The 15359-nt window shown below is 39.4% G+C and carries 15 protein-coding genes and 1 tRNA gene; 9 read left to right on the top strand and 7 right to left on the bottom strand.

All coding sequences use genetic code 11. The features are described 5' to 3' along the window. Positions 1 to 23 precede the first annotated feature (23 nt). The 3 genes from I6E80_RS19085 to I6E80_RS19075 are packed head-to-tail and all read right to left on the bottom strand — an operon-like array spanning position 24 to position 1875. Positions 24 to 566, bottom strand: coding sequence for an acireductone dioxygenase (locus I6E80_RS19085; protein ID WP_197186238.1), 543 nt, complete (start codon positions 564 to 566; stop codon positions 24 to 26). Next, complete coding sequence (gene mtnC / locus I6E80_RS19080) at positions 563 to 1249, bottom strand: acireductone synthase (protein WP_197186237.1); 687 nt, start codon at positions 1247 to 1249, stop codon at positions 563 to 565. The genes I6E80_RS19085 and mtnC overlap by 4 nt, the downstream gene beginning before the upstream one ends. After that, a complete protein-coding gene (locus tag I6E80_RS19075; RefSeq protein WP_197186236.1) occupies positions 1246 to 1875 on the bottom strand; it encodes a methylthioribulose 1-phosphate dehydratase in 630 nt (209 codons plus the stop codon). Before I6E80_RS19075 ends, mtnC begins: the two co-directional genes overlap by 4 nt. Before the next feature lie 108 nt (positions 1876 to 1983). On the opposite strand from I6E80_RS19075, the gene I6E80_RS19070 reads away from it, so the two are divergent. The 4 genes from I6E80_RS19070 (at position 1984) to I6E80_RS19055 (ending at position 5992) form a co-directional block, all read left to right on the top strand. Beyond that, entirely contained in the window at positions 1984 to 3126 is a 1143-nt protein-coding gene (locus I6E80_RS19070) for a methionine aminotransferase (protein ID WP_197186235.1), read from the top strand. Beyond that, positions 3114 to 3887 (top strand): amidohydrolase, encoded by a 774-nt coding sequence (locus I6E80_RS19065; protein WP_197186234.1) that lies wholly within the window; start codon positions 3114 to 3116, stop codon positions 3885 to 3887. Before I6E80_RS19070 ends, I6E80_RS19065 begins: the two co-directional genes overlap by 13 nt. 75 nt (positions 3888 to 3962) lie before the next feature. Then, a complete protein-coding gene (locus I6E80_RS19060) occupies positions 3963 to 5378 on the top strand; it encodes a mannose-1-phosphate guanylyltransferase/mannose-6-phosphate isomerase (protein WP_197186233.1) in 1416 nt (471 codons plus the stop codon). Between the two features lie 38 nt (positions 5379 to 5416). Next, the gene (locus tag I6E80_RS19055) at positions 5417 to 5992 is read left to right on the top strand and encodes a hypothetical protein (protein WP_197186232.1); all 576 of its coding nucleotides are present in this window, start codon (positions 5417 to 5419) and stop codon (positions 5990 to 5992) included. A gap of 40 nt (positions 5993 to 6032) precedes the next feature. On the opposite strand, the gene I6E80_RS19050 is transcribed toward I6E80_RS19055, so the two are convergent. The 3 genes from I6E80_RS19050 to I6E80_RS19040 form a co-directional block, all read right to left on the bottom strand. Next, positions 6033 to 8189 carry a response regulator gene (locus tag I6E80_RS19050; protein WP_169044553.1) on the bottom strand — a complete coding sequence of 719 codons (2157 nt, stop codon included), beginning with the start codon at positions 8187 to 8189 and terminating at the stop codon, positions 6033 to 6035. Positions 8190 to 8356: 167 nt separating this feature from the next. Next, positions 8357 to 9013 carry a response regulator transcription factor gene (locus I6E80_RS19045; protein WP_004334929.1) on the bottom strand — a complete coding sequence of 219 codons (657 nt, stop codon included), beginning with the start codon at positions 9011 to 9013 and terminating at the stop codon, positions 8357 to 8359. A gap of 218 nt (positions 9014 to 9231) precedes the next feature. Beyond that, entirely contained in the window at positions 9232 to 9600 is a 369-nt protein-coding gene (locus I6E80_RS19040; protein WP_197186231.1) for a histidine triad nucleotide-binding protein, read from the bottom strand. Between the two features lie 92 nt (positions 9601 to 9692). Here I6E80_RS19040 and I6E80_RS19035 point away from each other — a divergent pair, with 92 nt between their 5' ends. Continuing rightward, the gene (locus I6E80_RS19035; RefSeq protein ID WP_169044554.1) at positions 9693 to 10292 is read left to right on the top strand and encodes a DUF2057 domain-containing protein; all 600 of its coding nucleotides are present in this window, start codon (positions 9693 to 9695) and stop codon (positions 10290 to 10292) included. Positions 10293 to 10349: 57 nt separating this feature from the next. Here I6E80_RS19035 and I6E80_RS19030 read toward each other — a convergent pair whose 3' ends face one another. Then, positions 10350 to 12191, bottom strand: coding sequence for a M1 family metallopeptidase (locus I6E80_RS19030; RefSeq protein ID WP_197186230.1), 1842 nt, complete (start codon positions 12189 to 12191; stop codon positions 10350 to 10352). Between the two features lie 143 nt (positions 12192 to 12334). Between I6E80_RS19030 and murB the strand changes: the two genes are divergently transcribed. From murB to I6E80_RS19010, 4 genes are all read left to right on the top strand, one after another. After that, positions 12335 to 13345 (top strand): UDP-N-acetylmuramate dehydrogenase, encoded by a 1011-nt coding sequence (gene murB, locus I6E80_RS19025; protein WP_197186229.1) that lies wholly within the window; start codon positions 12335 to 12337, stop codon positions 13343 to 13345. Further along, on the top strand, positions 13342 to 14334 hold the full coding sequence (gene birA / locus I6E80_RS19020; RefSeq protein WP_197186228.1) for a bifunctional biotin--[acetyl-CoA-carboxylase] ligase/biotin operon repressor BirA: 993 nt from the start codon (positions 13342 to 13344) through the stop codon (positions 14332 to 14334). The genes murB and birA overlap by 4 nt, the downstream gene beginning before the upstream one ends. Beyond that, the gene (locus tag I6E80_RS19015; protein ID WP_182197737.1) at positions 14331 to 15041 is read left to right on the top strand and encodes a type III pantothenate kinase; all 711 of its coding nucleotides are present in this window, start codon (positions 14331 to 14333) and stop codon (positions 15039 to 15041) included. Before birA ends, I6E80_RS19015 begins: the two co-directional genes overlap by 4 nt. Positions 15042 to 15167: 126 nt before the next feature. Then, positions 15168 to 15243, top strand: a tRNA-Thr gene (locus I6E80_RS19010). Positions 15244 to 15359 lie beyond the last annotated feature (116 nt).

The raw sequence follows: 15359 nt of genomic DNA, 5'->3' as shown, positions 1-15359 counted from the left end.
AAGGTTTTGAATGTATGGCTAACTTACGATAATAGTGGAAATTGCTTGGCAATAGATGACTCCGTACTTTTTGCGACCCAGCCCTCTGTATTGTTAAATAAGCGAATGGCAGTGAACTCAGGGTCGCTTCCCATATCAAACCAATGCGGGGTAAGCTCTGGCACTGAAATTAAATCGCCTTGCTGGCAAAGTACCTGATAAACCTTATTGCCTAAATGCAGGCAAAATAGCCCTTGGCCTTTTACAAAAAAACGCACTTCGTCTTCACTATGAGTATGTTCAAATAAAAACTTTTTTCGCAGCTCTGATGCAGTAGGGTTTCCTTTAGCCAGTGATATTACGTCTACAGTTTGATAGCCATTTTCGGTTTTTAACCGATCTATATCGTTTTTGTACGCACTAATAATTTGCTCATGAGTAGTGTGCTCATTAATCTCTGCATTTGCTTGCCACTTTTCAAAACGTACGTTTACTTTAGCTAGTTGCTTTGCAATATCATCAGCATTTGATGAGCTTACGAGTGCTTTGTTTGCATTGTTGTCGGCATACACCGTTAATTGGCTCATACTAATTGCTCCAATTTAAATTGGCTAAAGTCATTAATATAAGGGTGTGCTTTAGTGCTTGCTTGCCCATCACGAATTAAATGTAGAGTTTTTAAGCCCGCAGCTTGTGCGGCATCAAGCTCGCCGGCTACATCACTTAAAAAGAGTATTTCTGCTGCTTTAAACGGTAACAGCTCAACAATAGTGTTATAGGCTGCTTGCTCTTGTTTTGCGCCAACTTTGGTGTCAAAAAAATCAGTAAATAAGCTGCGAATGTCGCCATAATCACTGTATTTAAAAAGTAGCTGCTGCGCTTTTACCGACCCTGACGAGTACACATATAAAGCAATATCGTTACTGTACTGAGCTTGTAAAAAATCAAATGCGTCTGGGTATAAATGACCTTTAAAATCGCCGTGTTCATACCCTGTTTGCCAAATTAAGCCTTGTAACTGCTTAAGTGGAGTGATTTTTTTATCTTCGTCAATCCAGGTAAGTAAGGTGCTAGTGACTTCTTCTATATCGGCGTTTGGCTTTTCTATAAGCGCTTTTACGGCACTGATTTGCTCGGCTACATCGGGCTTGTTAGCATTGGCGCGTACAAAGGTCGGTAACTGTTTTGCCGCGTAAGGAAACAATACCTCTTTAACAAACGAGATGCGGGTTATTGTGCCCTCAATATCGGTTAAAATGGCTTTAATCATTTAGTCACTCCCGCTTCAATACCTATTATTTTTAAGCGCTCTAGCTCGCAGCTAAATAAAAACTCTAAGGCTTCTAGGTGGCGACGAACTTCATCAATATTGCGTCCTACTGCATATAAACCATGACCACGTATAAGTACGCCATGTTCTATAGGTGTATGTAAATGATGGTCACTGACCAGCAGGCTTAATCGGTCAATATCTTGATCGTTATCGAAAATAGGAATGCTCAGCGTTTCTAAATGCGAAGTAAAGCCGCTCAGTGCTTTTTGCATTTCATAGCCTGTTAAATCAAGCTGATGACTTTGGGTAATTTGCGACAGTACGGTGGCGGCTACAGAATGAGTATGTAAAACACACTGTGCATCAGGTATAAGCTGATACAAACTTAGGTGTAATTGTGTTTCTGCCGATGGTTTTACAGCTCCACTTAGGCGCTCGCCTTGGTGGTCTAATTGCAAAAAATGCTCTTGCGTCAGTGAGCCTTTATCGTGCCCACTTGCCGTAACAACAAAGCCAGTACTAGTACGAGCTGAAAAGTTTCCGCCTGTTGCGGGTACCCAGCCTTTTTGGCTAACCCATTTTCCGGCTTCAATAAGTTGTGAAATAGCGGTATTGTTTTGCATACATTCCTCACTAATGAGCGTAAAGTTAATTGTTTTTAGACGGCTATACTTCTGTTTTGAGCAATGATAGCATCGCTTTAAGCGCAAAACCATCATTAAGGGCATCACGTGTTTGAAAATAAATTACCAAATTTAGGCGTCAGTATATTTAGCCAAATGAGCGGGTTGGCTAATGAGTTTTCGGCAATTAATCTCTCTCAAGGCTTTCCTGAGTTTGATGCTCCTGATCTTTTAAAAACGCAGCTAAATTATTATGTGCAGCAGGGCGTTAATCAATATTCACCTTCAAGTGGTGTACCACGATTACAGCAACAAATTGCTGATTTAGCAAAGCGAAAATATGCAGCTGATATAAACGCGGCTGATCAAGTTACGGTTACCTCGGGTGCAACAGAGGCATTGTTTGTGGCTATTCAAACAATCGTGCGCCCCAGTGATGAAGTGATTGTATTTGACCCTGCATATGACTCTTACCAACCTGCAATTGAACTTGCTGGTGGAAGGTCGGTACACATTGCTTTAAGTGCGCCAAATTACACTATTGATTGGCAAGTAGTAAGCCAAGCAATTACTAAAAATACCCGTGCCATTATTATTAATACGCCTCATAACCCAAGCGGTAAAATATTACAGCCACAAGATATAAAAGAACTTAAAGAGTTAGTTGGTACTCACAATTTATATGTAATAAGCGACGAGGTATATGAGCATATTACGTTTGATGAACAACCGCATTTAAGTGTATTACGCGATGATGAGTTATTTGCCAAAAGTTTTGTTATATCGAGTTTTGGTAAAACGTTTCACAGCACGGGCTGGAAAATGGGCTACTGTATTGCGCCTGCCGATTTATCTATCGAATTTAGAAAAATTCATCAGTACGTTACGTTTTCAAGCTTTACCCCCGCACAACATGCGCTTGCCGATATGCTAGAGCAGGAAGGCGAGCATATAGATGAGCTAAGTAGGTTTTATCAGCAAAAGCGTGATTTATTAGCGAGTCATTTAAGTAACAGCCGTTTTAAAATTTTACCTAGCCAGGGCACTTACTTTTTATTGTTAGATTACGGTAATGTATCGGATTTAAACGATGTTGAATTTTGCCATTGGTTAGTAGAGCAAGCAGGTGTTGCGGCTATTCCGTTAAGTGTGTTTTATCAAAAGCCCCCAACCGATAAAGTCATTCGTTTATGCTTTGCTAAAAACGACAACACTCTCATAAAGGCTGCGCAAATATTATGTCAACTTTAACTATTACAGCATTGCAAAGTTCGCTTCACTGGCTTGATAAAGACGCTAATTTAGCCATGTTTAATAAACAGCTTGAAGCAATTACACATCAGCCCGATCTTATTTTACTGCCCGAAACATTTTCGACTGGCTTTGCTATTAATTTAGATTGTGCAGAGCCCGAAAGCGGTAAAGTACTTACTTGGTTAAAGGCACAGGCTCATAAACATAATGCGGTTATTGCCGGTTCGGTACTGGTTGCGCAAGGCAATAAAAAAGCCAATCGGTTTTATTGGGTAAAGCCCGACGGTGAGGTGAGTTATTACGACAAACGCCATTTATTTCGCTTAGGCAGTGAGGGCGATTACGTTGTAGCAGGGCAAGCGCGTAAAGTTTTTGAAATCAACGGTTTTAAACTATTACCACAGGTGTGTTACGACCTCCGCTTTCCGGTATTTCAGCGTAATAATAACGACTACGATGTAATGATAAACGTAGCAAATTGGCCAGCTGTGCGCCGCCACATATGGGATACACTACTTATGGCGCGTGCAATGGAAAACCTGTGTTACGTAGTAGGCGTTAATCGTGTAGGGAATGATGGTAATGGTATTGCGCACAATGGTGGTACAGCGGTATACGACTTTAAAGGCGATGCCTTGACTAAAGCGCAAGATAACACTGAGCAGCTAGTTACTATAACACTTGAAAAAGCACCACTGGATGAGTTTAAAGCGGCGTTTCCTGCCTATTTAGATGCAGACTCTTTTACATTAATATAAACATGTTAATTTAGCGCAGAGCCAATAAAGTGTTAAAATAGCCGCTGATATTTTTTGTTGGCGGCAAATTTCGTAATGAACACTTTAATCACTCCTGTAATTTTAGCAGGTGGCATAGGCTCTCGCTTGTGGCCGCTTTCTCGCCAAGCAATGCCTAAACAATTTTTACCACTACTAAATGAAAACACGTCATTGCTACAAAGTACGTTGGCGCGTGTTTCTGATGGGTTGTTCGATAATGCTATTTTAGTGTGTAACGAACAGCACCGATTTATTGCCGCCGAGCAAGTTGCAAGCTTAGCCCCTAGTGCATTATTACTTGAGCCTAACGGTAAAAATACCGCGCCTGCTATCGCATTAGCGGCGCACTATGCACTACAAAATGGTGTTACTGGTCCGCTATTAGTGATGCCTGCCGATCATCATATTGGAAACTTTGATGTATTAACGGCTAAGCTCCCAGAAGCCGTAAAACTTGCCGAGCAAGGTAAGTTAGTGACGTTTTCTATTACTCCTACAGAGCCGCATACTGGTTATGGCTACATAAAACAAGGCGCGGCTATTGCTGGAACAGGTTGTTACGATGTTGCACAATTTAAAGAAAAGCCTGACTTAGATACAGCGAACCGTTATTTAGCTCAAGGGGGTTATAGCTGGAATAGCGGAATGTTTTTATTTACCCCTGCGGCTTATTTAAAAGAGCTCGAGCGGTTTGCGCCAAAAATAGCAATGAGTGTCGCTGCAGCGGCACAATTTACTAAAGATTTAGAGTTTACCCGCCCAAGCAACAGTGCGCTTGAGCACTGCCCAAGCGATTCAATAGATTACGCTATTTTAGAGCGAAGCGATAACGTAGTTGTTATGCCTGTTGATTTAAAATGGAGTGATGTAGGCAGTTTTTCATCCCTTGATGCGCTTACAAAAAAAGATGAAAACGGTAATAGTTTAAATACTAATTATATGGCTCAAAAAAGCACTAATAACTTAGTTATTAACGAGGCTGAGCACACTATTGCCACGCTTGGAGTAAGTGACTTAGCGATTATTCATACTCATGATGCCACGTTAATCGCAAATCAAAATGAGCTGGATTCTCTGCCTTTGTTACTTAAGCAAATTGCGACAACACAGGCTGATAAACTTAACCATAATCAAGTGGTTTTTCGCCCGTGGGGAAATTACCGTACTTTGGTTGAGGCTACTGGCTTTAAAGTTAAAAAAATTACTGTTAATAGCGGTGCTAAGCTTTCGACGCAGCGCCATCAGCATCGCGCTGAACATTGGGTTGTGGTTTCGGGTATTGCAGATGTGTGTATTGATGAGCAAGCGTATACGCTAACGCATGACCAATCGTGTTATATCGCCGCAAAACAAGTTCATAGCTTGGCTAATAATCAAAAAGAGCCGTTAATCGTCATTGAAGTGCAAACCGGTGCTGTACTAGATGAAAGCGATATAGAGCGATTTGATGATAAATATGGAAGAGATTAAAAAATTAAATTTATATCAAAAAGGATGTCTCAGTATTAATGAGTAAAGTAATTTATAAAATAACGCCGGATGTTAATCATTACAGAGTCATATTTCCTGATAGCGAAGCTTTATGTGAACCTGACCTATGGAAGTCTGATGGTTCATCAAAAGAGTCAACACTGATAAATTTTAGTGCCCATTATAATAATGAAAAAGAGACTCCTTTAGGTGATTTCACTGCAATTAATTTACAAGGTCTTGCTATAAGGGATCATGTAGCAAACGAATTGGCAGAGATTTTTGAAGATTCGGGAGAGTTACTTCCTTTCTATGTAGGTGATGACAGCTGGTACTTTTATAATGTCACTCGAAAAATAGAGGGCATCTTAGATGTTGAAATGAGTACTTTTATGCTGCCAAGTTTAAATATCGGATTACAAAAAGCGGTGTTCAAAAAAGAAAAACTACCAAAGCATAGCTGCATATTTAAAATGCCAGAGGATCGGTTTGAAGGTACATATGTTTTTGATTCTCGTATAAATGATAGAGACGTTTCTTTAAACCTATTTTGTACTTTGCAAGCACATGGCTTTACTGGGCTTAGCTTTGAAGAAGTTGCGAGGTTTGATTAACTTAAAGTAAAATTTAAAAAATATAAACGCTTTTTTAATTTCACTCTAACTGCCCGCGCACAAATTTTAAATATTGCTCTAAACTGCGTTGCCACAGATCTAAGGCTTCATCAAGCATATCGTTGTGTGGTTTTTTATCGAGTAAACGGCGCTCTATTTTTTTAAGCTCAATACCATAGCGATTAAAGCCAAGTTGCAGAGCAGTGCTTGCTTGTCGATGTAAAAGCTTAATGCATTGCTCTGGTTGTTGATCAATAAGCTTTTGACAGCGAATTAGCTTGTTACGCGCCGAAAGCACAAACTCATTATAAATCGACGACACTTCATCTTCACTAAACGAGCTGGTGAGTGTTTCGGCCGCTGTTTTGTCATACAAGGTATCAATAAGCTCTACTGCAATACTCGCAGTTTGATTAGATTGAGAGTCGCTAAGTGCTTGGCGAAGCTTCTCGTGCTTAATAGGCTTACCTACAATGTCTTTTATACCTAATTCTAAATACTCTTTTACTTCGTCAGGGCTAAGGCTTGCAGTAAATGCGAGTACTGGCGTTCGTTGATTTTTATGATCAATGCGTTTTAGCCGTTTAAGTACTTCTTGGCCTGTTAAATCAGGTAAGTTCATATCAAGCAAAACAACATCGAAGTGGTGAGCTTGCATGAGTTCTATAGCGCTTTTTCCATCTTTTGCGAGCTTAATTTTGTGCTCATCGTCGGCCATAAATTCTATAGCAATTTTTTGATTTAAATCTAAATCTTCAACCAGTAGTACATCAAGACCTGTTAAGTAATCTTTAGTTTGATGGCGCTGCTCTACAAGGCTTAATTCACCTAAAGTGAAGGTAACGGTAAAGCTAAATACACTGCCGGTTCCAAGCTGGCTAGCTATTTCGAGTCGGCTACTGAGCTTTTCAAGTAGGCGACTGGTAATAGCTAAACCAAGGCCGGTTCCACCTTTCTCTTTTCCTGCGCTACTTTGTACGTAGGGCTCTGTTAAGTAGGCTATCTCATCATTTTCTATACCTGGTCCTGAATCTTTTACACTAATTTTTATAGTGTGCTCAAGTTGCTTTTCTAAAACTAAATCAACCTGAATTTTAACGGTTCCGTGGTCTGTAAACTTTATGGCATTACCCACTAAATTAATAATTATTTGCCTAAGTTTTTGCTGGTCGCAGTAATAACAGGCTTGCTCAGGAATATTACATATTAGTTCAAACTTGAGCTGTTTTTGCTCGGCGAGAGGACTTAGTAATAAGCATAAATTATTAAGCCATGTTTTAAACTCGACATCTTCTTCGTAAAGCGCTTCGTCACTTTGATCCAAACTTGCATAATCGAGTACTTTATCTACCAATAAATTAAGAGATTCGGCAGAATTTATAATCGCCTCGCAGTAGGCTTTATTGCGAGTATCACTTGTTTGGTTCATAACAAGTTGGGCGCTGCCCAAAATACCGTTAAGCGGAGTGCGAATTTCATGGCTTATAGTAGATAAAAATAACCCGCGTATTTCTAAATCTTTTTGTGCTTTATCGGCTAACTTATTGAGATGCTGCTCTCTGCGCTCATTACACAATAACGCCATACCTGCAGCATAAAACATGGGCGCAATTACGCCATTTAAGAATAGCAAAGAGCTAAACCAGCCGTTTACTAAAAGGTTTTTTTGTTCAATGTTATTCATAAATAACGAGCGGCCAATAAAGCTTAAAGCAACAAGCGTTAAAATGGTTATGTATACAATGCTGCCATTAGGATAGGGTTTGCGTGCACATTTAATAAATATAAACAGTAAAAAACCGGCTTCTGCTATGTGTTGTATATCGGATGCAATTACTCTTTCGTGCAAAGATGGGTCAAAAAAGGTGTAATAGCCAAGCATTACAGTGCAAAAAACGGTCACTGAGCAAAGTAATTTAAAACCAATACCGTGATAATTTAAAAACTGACTAAGTGAAAGGCAGTGCACTATTGATGCGGCAAACATCATGCTACTGGCAGCGCTAATAATTACTAAATTATGTGTATCACCAACAAGAGTAAAGCCAATAACTGAGCCTAATAGCAATATGGGATAGAAAATATAAAGCAATGTGCCTGGAATTTGTTTGTTTGTTCGCCACGTCAAAAAGTTAAGTAAAGTCATTACAACCATGATGGCGATGCTGGCAAAATAAAGAGTGAAAGAGTCGAGCATTAATAGTCCAGCAAAGTAGTTTTTAAACAAATATTATTAAAAGTATACACTTATACCAATTTTCAAAACAGATCACTTAAGTAAGCAAATTAGTATTAAATAAGTATGCAACATATACAAAAACAGACACCTAAGTGTCTGCTTTTAATTTTAAACTAAATATTTGATTAACGAATTTCATCAGGAATATTTTGCTGTGCCCAAGATAGGAGCTCAATACGGTTACGACATTTAGTTTTTCTAAATGCGCTATATAAATGTGTTTTAACAGTGTGTGGACTGATACTTAAATCTTCTGCGATCTCTTTATTCTTCGAACCTTTGCTCATTAGTGAGATTATTGCTTTTTCTCGTTTAGTGAGTTTAACAGGCTCAATATCACCTTCAGTTAATTTATGCAGTGCATCTTTATTAAACTGAAGCATACGATTTAGTGCATTACACATTATATCGCGGCGATACCAAAGTTGATCTTCAAGTAGTAAGCGAATACCTTTCATTAATACATCGGCGTTATCTGTTGTGTAAAACACGCCACGGATACCGCTCAACAATGCACGGTTAGCAAGTTCAGGGTTTTCGTCTAGATTAAATAATATGATATCGCATTTAATACGTAGGTTTACTAGTTGTTCTTTTAGTTTTCCCCATGCATCCTTGCTTGATGTTTCAATAAACAAAAGTCGAGTCCCTTCAGGTATGTCTAAAATATTAGTACCTGTGGTTACGTCAAGGCCTTGCGTTTTTAACAAAGGTTCTAAAACGTTAATACCAATAGTGTTAATTGGCTCTTGATCTAATAACAAAAAGGCTGAACTGCTCATGTTTTTATACTCTTTTATAAAGCTGACTGACTGAGTTTATCACGACTTCCACACCTTTTGTATTAGAAAGTCGTTGATGTACTCAATAACAAATACGATATTACGATTATTTAAACATAAAATGTTGCAAATAAGTAACTATTTATTATTTATAACCATGAAAAACCATAACATTTGTAACTAATTAGTTGAGTGGAATAGTTTAGTGAAAATTTTAATTAATTTACTTTTTTTACATTTTGATAAGGTGGCCACCCCATCTCTTTACCGGCAAGCATGTGTAAATGTATGTGATAAACAGTTTGCCCACCATGTTCGTTACAGTTCATAACTACGCGGTATCCGTCCTCAGTAAAATTATGTTGCTTAGCTAATTTAGCTGCGGCTACGTATAAGTTGCCTACTAAATGTGAGTTTTCAGGATTTATATCATTTATAGTAGCAATTGCTTTTTTTGGGATAATTAATACATGAAATGGCGCTTGTGGGTTTATATCTTTAAATGCGAGAGTGTTTTCATCTTCGTAAATAATATCTGCCGGAATTTCACGATTAATTATTTTGGTAAAAATAGTTTCTTGGCTCATAGTGTGTTCCTAATTAAGTGTTGTGAATTTTAAGCTCACTAATGACAAACTTTCAAAGCAGTGTCAAACTGAAATCAAATAAAGGAGTTAATATGCTTAAACCAATTTTAATAAGTAGTGCAGTTGCATTATTAGTTAGTTTTTCGGCTAATGCTGAGAATATTCACTTTCCAGAAGAAATTGTACCACTGCAAGTGGGCGATAAAATGCTAGAAAGCTCTTTGTTTAGTCGTATTGACGATGTCGAGCTTGCTCCAGGGACCTATCAGCTTAGGCTAAAGTACACCGATTTATATGAAGATGATTATGACACGCATGAAGTTATAGAGTCGGAACCATTTTGGGTAAATGTAACTGTTGAAGCAGGTAAAGATTATACCTTAGTGTTTAATCGTGCTGAAAATGCGGTATCTGCAAAAGTATTTGCAGAAGCCCCTCAAGTGAGTTTAAAAGCAAAAAGTAGCGCTGTTGCTAAACCTTTAAGTGTTATTTCTAACACGCAGCTAGCAAGCAATAAACCGGCAATGCAAAATACAATGCCTGCAGGACCTTCACGTCCTAGCCAACCAATAAAGCCAATAGCACCAATTACAGGTAAGGGCATGCCAAGTGCGCCGCAAATGCTTGATTTTTGGTGGCAGCAAGCCACGGCTACGGAGCGTAAAGCTTTTTTAGAAAAAGTGACAAAGTAAAAAACAGAAAAACAAAAGGGCCAAATTTGGCCCTTTTTAGTTTCTAATTAACGCTATTTATTCAAATAATGCGTCAATAGTACCTTGCGCAAGAGGGTGATACCCAGAGCGTGCTTTTAAGTACACGCTTTGTGCCCACTCTTTTTTACCGTTAGTGATAAGTGATTTGTATAACGGTACAATTAACTTACGACGGCCAATACCTGATAGGTGCTTATTAAGCGCAGGATAAATTGGTTGATAACCATTACCTACTGCTAGCATAAACCAAGCAAATGCACGTTCAGCATTCGTTGATTGCGTTAGATTAAATTCACTATCAAGCTCGCTCATTTTCTCTATGCTTAAATCGCGTGGTAAGTTATTTAAAAAGTGTAGCCACTCATGCACAGACCAATCAGCTGTTGGTAGTTGAGCTGCTGTTGTGTCGCCTTTTAGCCATGCTGCTGTTGCAGTATCTACTTTATCAAATGCATCAGAAGTAGGATTGGGCGCGTCACTTGGTAAGCCAGGTTCAAAAATCCATTCGTTTACTTTATCCATACTTACAACACCCGGGTACTTCTCAATTAAGTTAGCTTTTAAGTAAGTAACAAATTGCGCGGTAGTAAGTGATTTAAACGAAAACTCTTTAAAGTACGCTTTTACAAACGGGTCAAACTTATCGCGGCCATATTTGTTTTCTAGATAGATTAAAAATAACTGACCTTTAGTGTAAGGCACTGAGCTAAACGCATCGTCTGGGTCGCGGCCATTAAGTTTTAAATTAAGGCGTGTATCTGGTGCATCAATTGTTTTAATTTGTGCGCGTAAAGACGCTGAATCAAGTGCTTGTTCCATAACCGCACGGTCACGACCAAATACTTCTTCCATAATGCGGTTTTCAACGTACGAGGTAAAACCTTCGTTTAACCATAAATCTTCCCACGTTGCGTTAGTTACTAAGTTACCTGACCAAGAATGAGCAAGCTCATGGGCAATAAGGTTAACTAAGCTTTTATCACCAGCAACAACTGTTGGAGTTATGAATGATAAGCGTGGATTTTCCATGCCACCAAACGGAAAACTTGGCGGTAACATTAATAAATCGTAACGACCCCAAGCATATTCGCCGTACATCGCGTTTGTTTTATCAATCATGGCTTGGGTGTCATCAAACTCAGCAACTGAGGCATCTAAAATTGTCGGCTCAGCAAATATGCCTGTTTGATGCGACATTGCTTTAAATTCTAAGTTACCTGCGCCAATAGCAATTAGGTAAGGTGAAATTGCTTGTGGCATATCAAAAATGTAATCGCCATCTTTATAAAGCGCATCTTTGTTATCGGCACTCATTACAGCACGTATATCTTTTGGTGTATGAATTCGTGCAGAGTAAGTTACACGCATTGCGGGTGTATCTTGCACTGGGATCCAACTACGTGCATGAATTGCTTGCGATTGGCTGTACATAAATGGATGCGTTTTACTTGCCGTTTGCGTGGGTGTTAACCATTGCAGGCCTGAAGCTTCTGGACGACTGTTGTAGTAAATACGAACTACTTCAGCTTGGTTTTTAAACACAATAGTAAGCTTTGAGCCTTTAACGTCATCTCGCTTAGCTAAATCAAAAGTCGCCTTTTTCCAGTTACCACTTTGATCTTTGTACATTACTTTATCAATGTCTAAGTCGCGGGTATCAAGTACAAGCGTTCTACTTTTGCTGTTGTTCCACTGAAGAGTATGCTCAACAAAACCTTCTAACTGCTTGTCGGCAAAGTCGACATCTAAATCAAGGTTTAAGTGAGTAGTAACAACATCATCAAGGTTAGCATACGAGTTTTGGTCAATCGCATTAGCCATTGCTTGCGAACACATACCCGCCATAGCGAGGCTTAAAAAAAGAGGTTTAATTTTCATCATTACTCTGAACACAAATAAAAAAGTGCTGGTTTTATATCACGATTGGCACGGTGGGTTGAGTGATTTTTACAATCTAGTGCCACATTTGCGACGATGAGGTAAACTATTGCGATTAGTTACCGGTATTTTTAGAGAGCTTTGTGGCGCATTCATTACACTCCTTACATACATTCGCATTAAACAGCCAATGCCAAAATTTTGTTGAAATTACTCAGCTTGAGCAACTTAAAACGCAAAGTTTTAGTACACCGTTTTGTTTGCTAGGCGAGGGCAGTAATACCGTATTTTTAAATGACTACATGGGTACGGTTATAAAAATAGCCTTAAAAGGGATTAAAATTACTGATCGTGAGAACGACACACTAATAACTATTGCCGCAGGCGAAAACTGGCATCAACTAGTCAGTTATTTATTAGAGAAAAATATACCAGGGCTTGAAAATCTAGCACTTATACCGGGCACTGTTGGCGCATCGCCGGTACAAAATATTGGTGCTTATGGCGTTGAGGTAGCTAAATTTATTGAGTTGGTAGAATACTTTGATTTAACCACTAAAACTATGCACTCACTAAATAACGAGCAATGTGAATTTGCTTACAGAGACTCAATATTTAAACATGCCCTTAAAAATAAAGCGGTGATCACGCAAGTGCATTTAGCGCTTCCAAAAAAGTGGCAACCAGTATTAAGTTATGGCCCCCTGCAGCAGCTAGATATTATTACACCGCAAGCAGTGTTTGAGCAGGTTATAAAAACGCGTAATAGTAAATTACCAAACCCATATACATTGCCAAATGCGGGCAGTTTTTTTAAAAACCCAATAATTACTAACCAGCAGTTAGCTGAGCTATTAAAGCCGTTTGCAGATTTACCTCATTACGAATATGGGCAAAGCCATCACAAGGTCGCAGCAGGTTGGTTAATCGATCAAAGTGGTTTAAAAGGGCACCGCGAGGCCGGTGTAGAAGTGCATGAACAACAAGCGCTAGTGCTTGTTAATCACGGAAATAGTGAAGGTAGTGACCTAATAAAAATGATTAAACACATTCAGCAAGTGGTTTATATGCGCTACAACATTATGCTTGAGCACGAAGTACGTTTGATAGATTCGTGCAACGAATGCCATATTAACGCGGAGCCTGAGCAATGAAAGCACCTGATGGAAACAAACTCGCTATTTTAAATGCACTCAACCAAGGAGGCTTTGTATCTGGGCAAGCCTTGGGTGAAAAGCTAGGAATTAGCCGAGCTGCGGTTAGTAAACATATTAAAACGTTACAAGAAATGGGCTTGGATATTTTTAAAGTGACTGGCAAAGGCTATTGTTTGAATAGTCAGGTGGGCCTTTTAAATAAAACGCAAATTGATCAATACTACAAAGCGCTAGGTGATAATACGGCCAATGTAGAAGTACACCCTATTATAGATTCGACCAACAGTGAGCTTATGCGCCGTATACAGGCTAAAACAGCGCTTGAGTCTGGGACTGTTATTGTTGCTGAAATGCAGCAAGCAGGGCGCGGCCGACGCGGCCGTGTTTGGCAATCCCCATTCGGCGCTAATTTGTATTACAGTTACTTTTGGCGTTTAGATGACGGGCTTCAAGCTGCAATGGGTGTATCAATTGCAGTAGGCCTTGCAGTTTATGATGCAATTAAAGCGTTATACCAAATTGACGTAGAGCTTAAATGGCCAAACGATATTTATATAAATAAGCAAAAGCTTGCAGGTGTATTAGTTGAACTCGACGGACAGCCGCAAGGTCCTTGTCAGCTTGTGATTGGTATAGGTATCAACTTACAAATGCCAGACAGCTTTAGCCAACATATAGACCAAGCGTGGACCGACTTAAATCAACATACCCAACAGCTAGATAAAAACCAGCTAGTGGCATCGCTTACTCATCACTTAGAGCAGCGTTTAGTGCAGTATCGTCAAACAGGTTTGCAAAATATGTATGAGCAATGGAATTCACTCAATGCATTTGCTGGTGATTATGTTGAGCTTAATACAGGGCACCGAAGCTGGCGTGGAATATGTGAAGGTATTGACCCACAAGGTGGAATACGAATTCGCCAAGATGGTGAAGTAAAAAGTTATTACGGTGGGGAAGTCTCCCTCAGAAAGGCGCAAGTATGAGATTACTGATCGACGTAGGAAATACATCACTAAAAGCTGTGCTGTGGGGTAACGAGCAAGCACAACCAGCAGATATAAATAACCTACCTTGGTTGCAAATAACCGAAGTGATTTATGCGTGCGTAGGGCGCAGTGATTTATTAAACGATATTCTAATGCAAGCGGCTAGCAATAATATTACTTGCTTTGAAGCCAAAGTAACCAAAACGCTTGGAGATCTTGTATGCGCTTACGAGCACGTAGGTAACTTAGGTATCGATAGGTGGCTTGCGCTTATTGCAGGCTTTACATTATACCCACATAAAGCATGCATTGTTATTGATGCAGGTACTGCCACCACAATTGACGTGCTTGATAGTGAAGGCCTACATTTGGGTGGCTGGATTTTACCTGGGCTTGATTTAATGACCTCATCGCTTACACAAAACACCCAACGTGTTTTTGATGACGGTAAAACACCATTTACTAATGAATTGGGTAAAAACACGCCAAACGGTTTAAAAAATGGTGCTTTAGTGGCAACCATCGGTGCAATTGAGCAAGCTAAGCTGAATTTAACGGCTCAAAAAACAGAACAAGCACCACAAATTATTTTTGCTGGTGGCTATGGCTCGCTATTGCAACAGCAATTTGCAGGAAGTATTTTTGATTCATTGTTAGTAATGAAGGGCTTAAATTATTGGTATGAATTAACCGAAACAGTATAAAAAAGTGCAAAAAACGTGTTTTCGCGTGAATATTGAGCATTTAAACTAAAAATTTACACTTTTTTTAATTTTATTGTTGCATCCCAATAAACCTTACTCTAATATCTCGCCCCGTACTAAAGCAGTGCCGACTTAGCTCAGCTGGTAGAGCAACTGACTTGTAATCAGTAGGTCAACCGTTCGACTCGGTTAGTCGGCACCACTTTCCTTTTACCGGAAGTGAATTAGTAGAGAATTATCGTGGAGGGGTTCCCGAGCGGCCAAAGGGATCAGACTGTAAATCTGACGGCTCAGCCTTCGCTGGTTCGAATCCAGCTC

This window comes from Pseudoalteromonas sp. NSLLW218 (assembly GCF_015864775.1).
In the GTDB taxonomy this organism is placed as follows: Bacteria; Pseudomonadota; Gammaproteobacteria; order Enterobacterales; family Alteromonadaceae; genus Pseudoalteromonas.
Note: the sequence above shows the minus strand (reverse complement) of the source record. Positions and strands in the feature narration are given on the sequence as shown.

Coding starts and splice junctions, on each gene's coding strand:
- I6E80_RS19085 (WP_197186238.1), bottom strand. CDS start 566: ATGAGCCAATTAACGGTGTATGCCGACAACAATGCAAACAAAGCACTC.
- mtnC (WP_197186237.1), bottom strand. CDS start 1,249: ATGATTAAAGCCATTTTAACCGATATTGAGGGCACAATAACCCGCATC.
- I6E80_RS19075 (WP_197186236.1), bottom strand. CDS start 1,875: ATGCAAAACAATACCGCTATTTCACAACTTATTGAAGCCGGAAAATGG.
- I6E80_RS19065 (WP_197186234.1), top strand. CDS start 3,114: ATGTCAACTTTAACTATTACAGCATTGCAAAGTTCGCTTCACTGGCTT.
- I6E80_RS19060 (WP_197186233.1), top strand. CDS start 3,963: ATGAACACTTTAATCACTCCTGTAATTTTAGCAGGTGGCATAGGCTCT.
- I6E80_RS19055 (WP_197186232.1), top strand. CDS start 5,417: ATGAGTAAAGTAATTTATAAAATAACGCCGGATGTTAATCATTACAGA.
- I6E80_RS19050 (WP_169044553.1), bottom strand. CDS start 8,189: ATGCTCGACTCTTTCACTCTTTATTTTGCCAGCATCGCCATCATGGTT.
- I6E80_RS19045 (WP_004334929.1), bottom strand. CDS start 9,013: ATGAGCAGTTCAGCCTTTTTGTTATTAGATCAAGAGCCAATTAACACT.
- I6E80_RS19040 (WP_197186231.1), bottom strand. CDS start 9,600: ATGAGCCAAGAAACTATTTTTACCAAAATAATTAATCGTGAAATTCCG.
- I6E80_RS19035 (WP_169044554.1), top strand. CDS start 9,693: ATGCTTAAACCAATTTTAATAAGTAGTGCAGTTGCATTATTAGTTAGT.
- I6E80_RS19030 (WP_197186230.1), bottom strand. CDS start 12,191: ATGAAAATTAAACCTCTTTTTTTAAGCCTCGCTATGGCGGGTATGTGT.
- birA (WP_197186228.1), top strand. CDS start 13,342: ATGAAAGCACCTGATGGAAACAAACTCGCTATTTTAAATGCACTCAAC.
- I6E80_RS19015 (WP_182197737.1), top strand. CDS start 14,331: ATGAGATTACTGATCGACGTAGGAAATACATCACTAAAAGCTGTGCTG.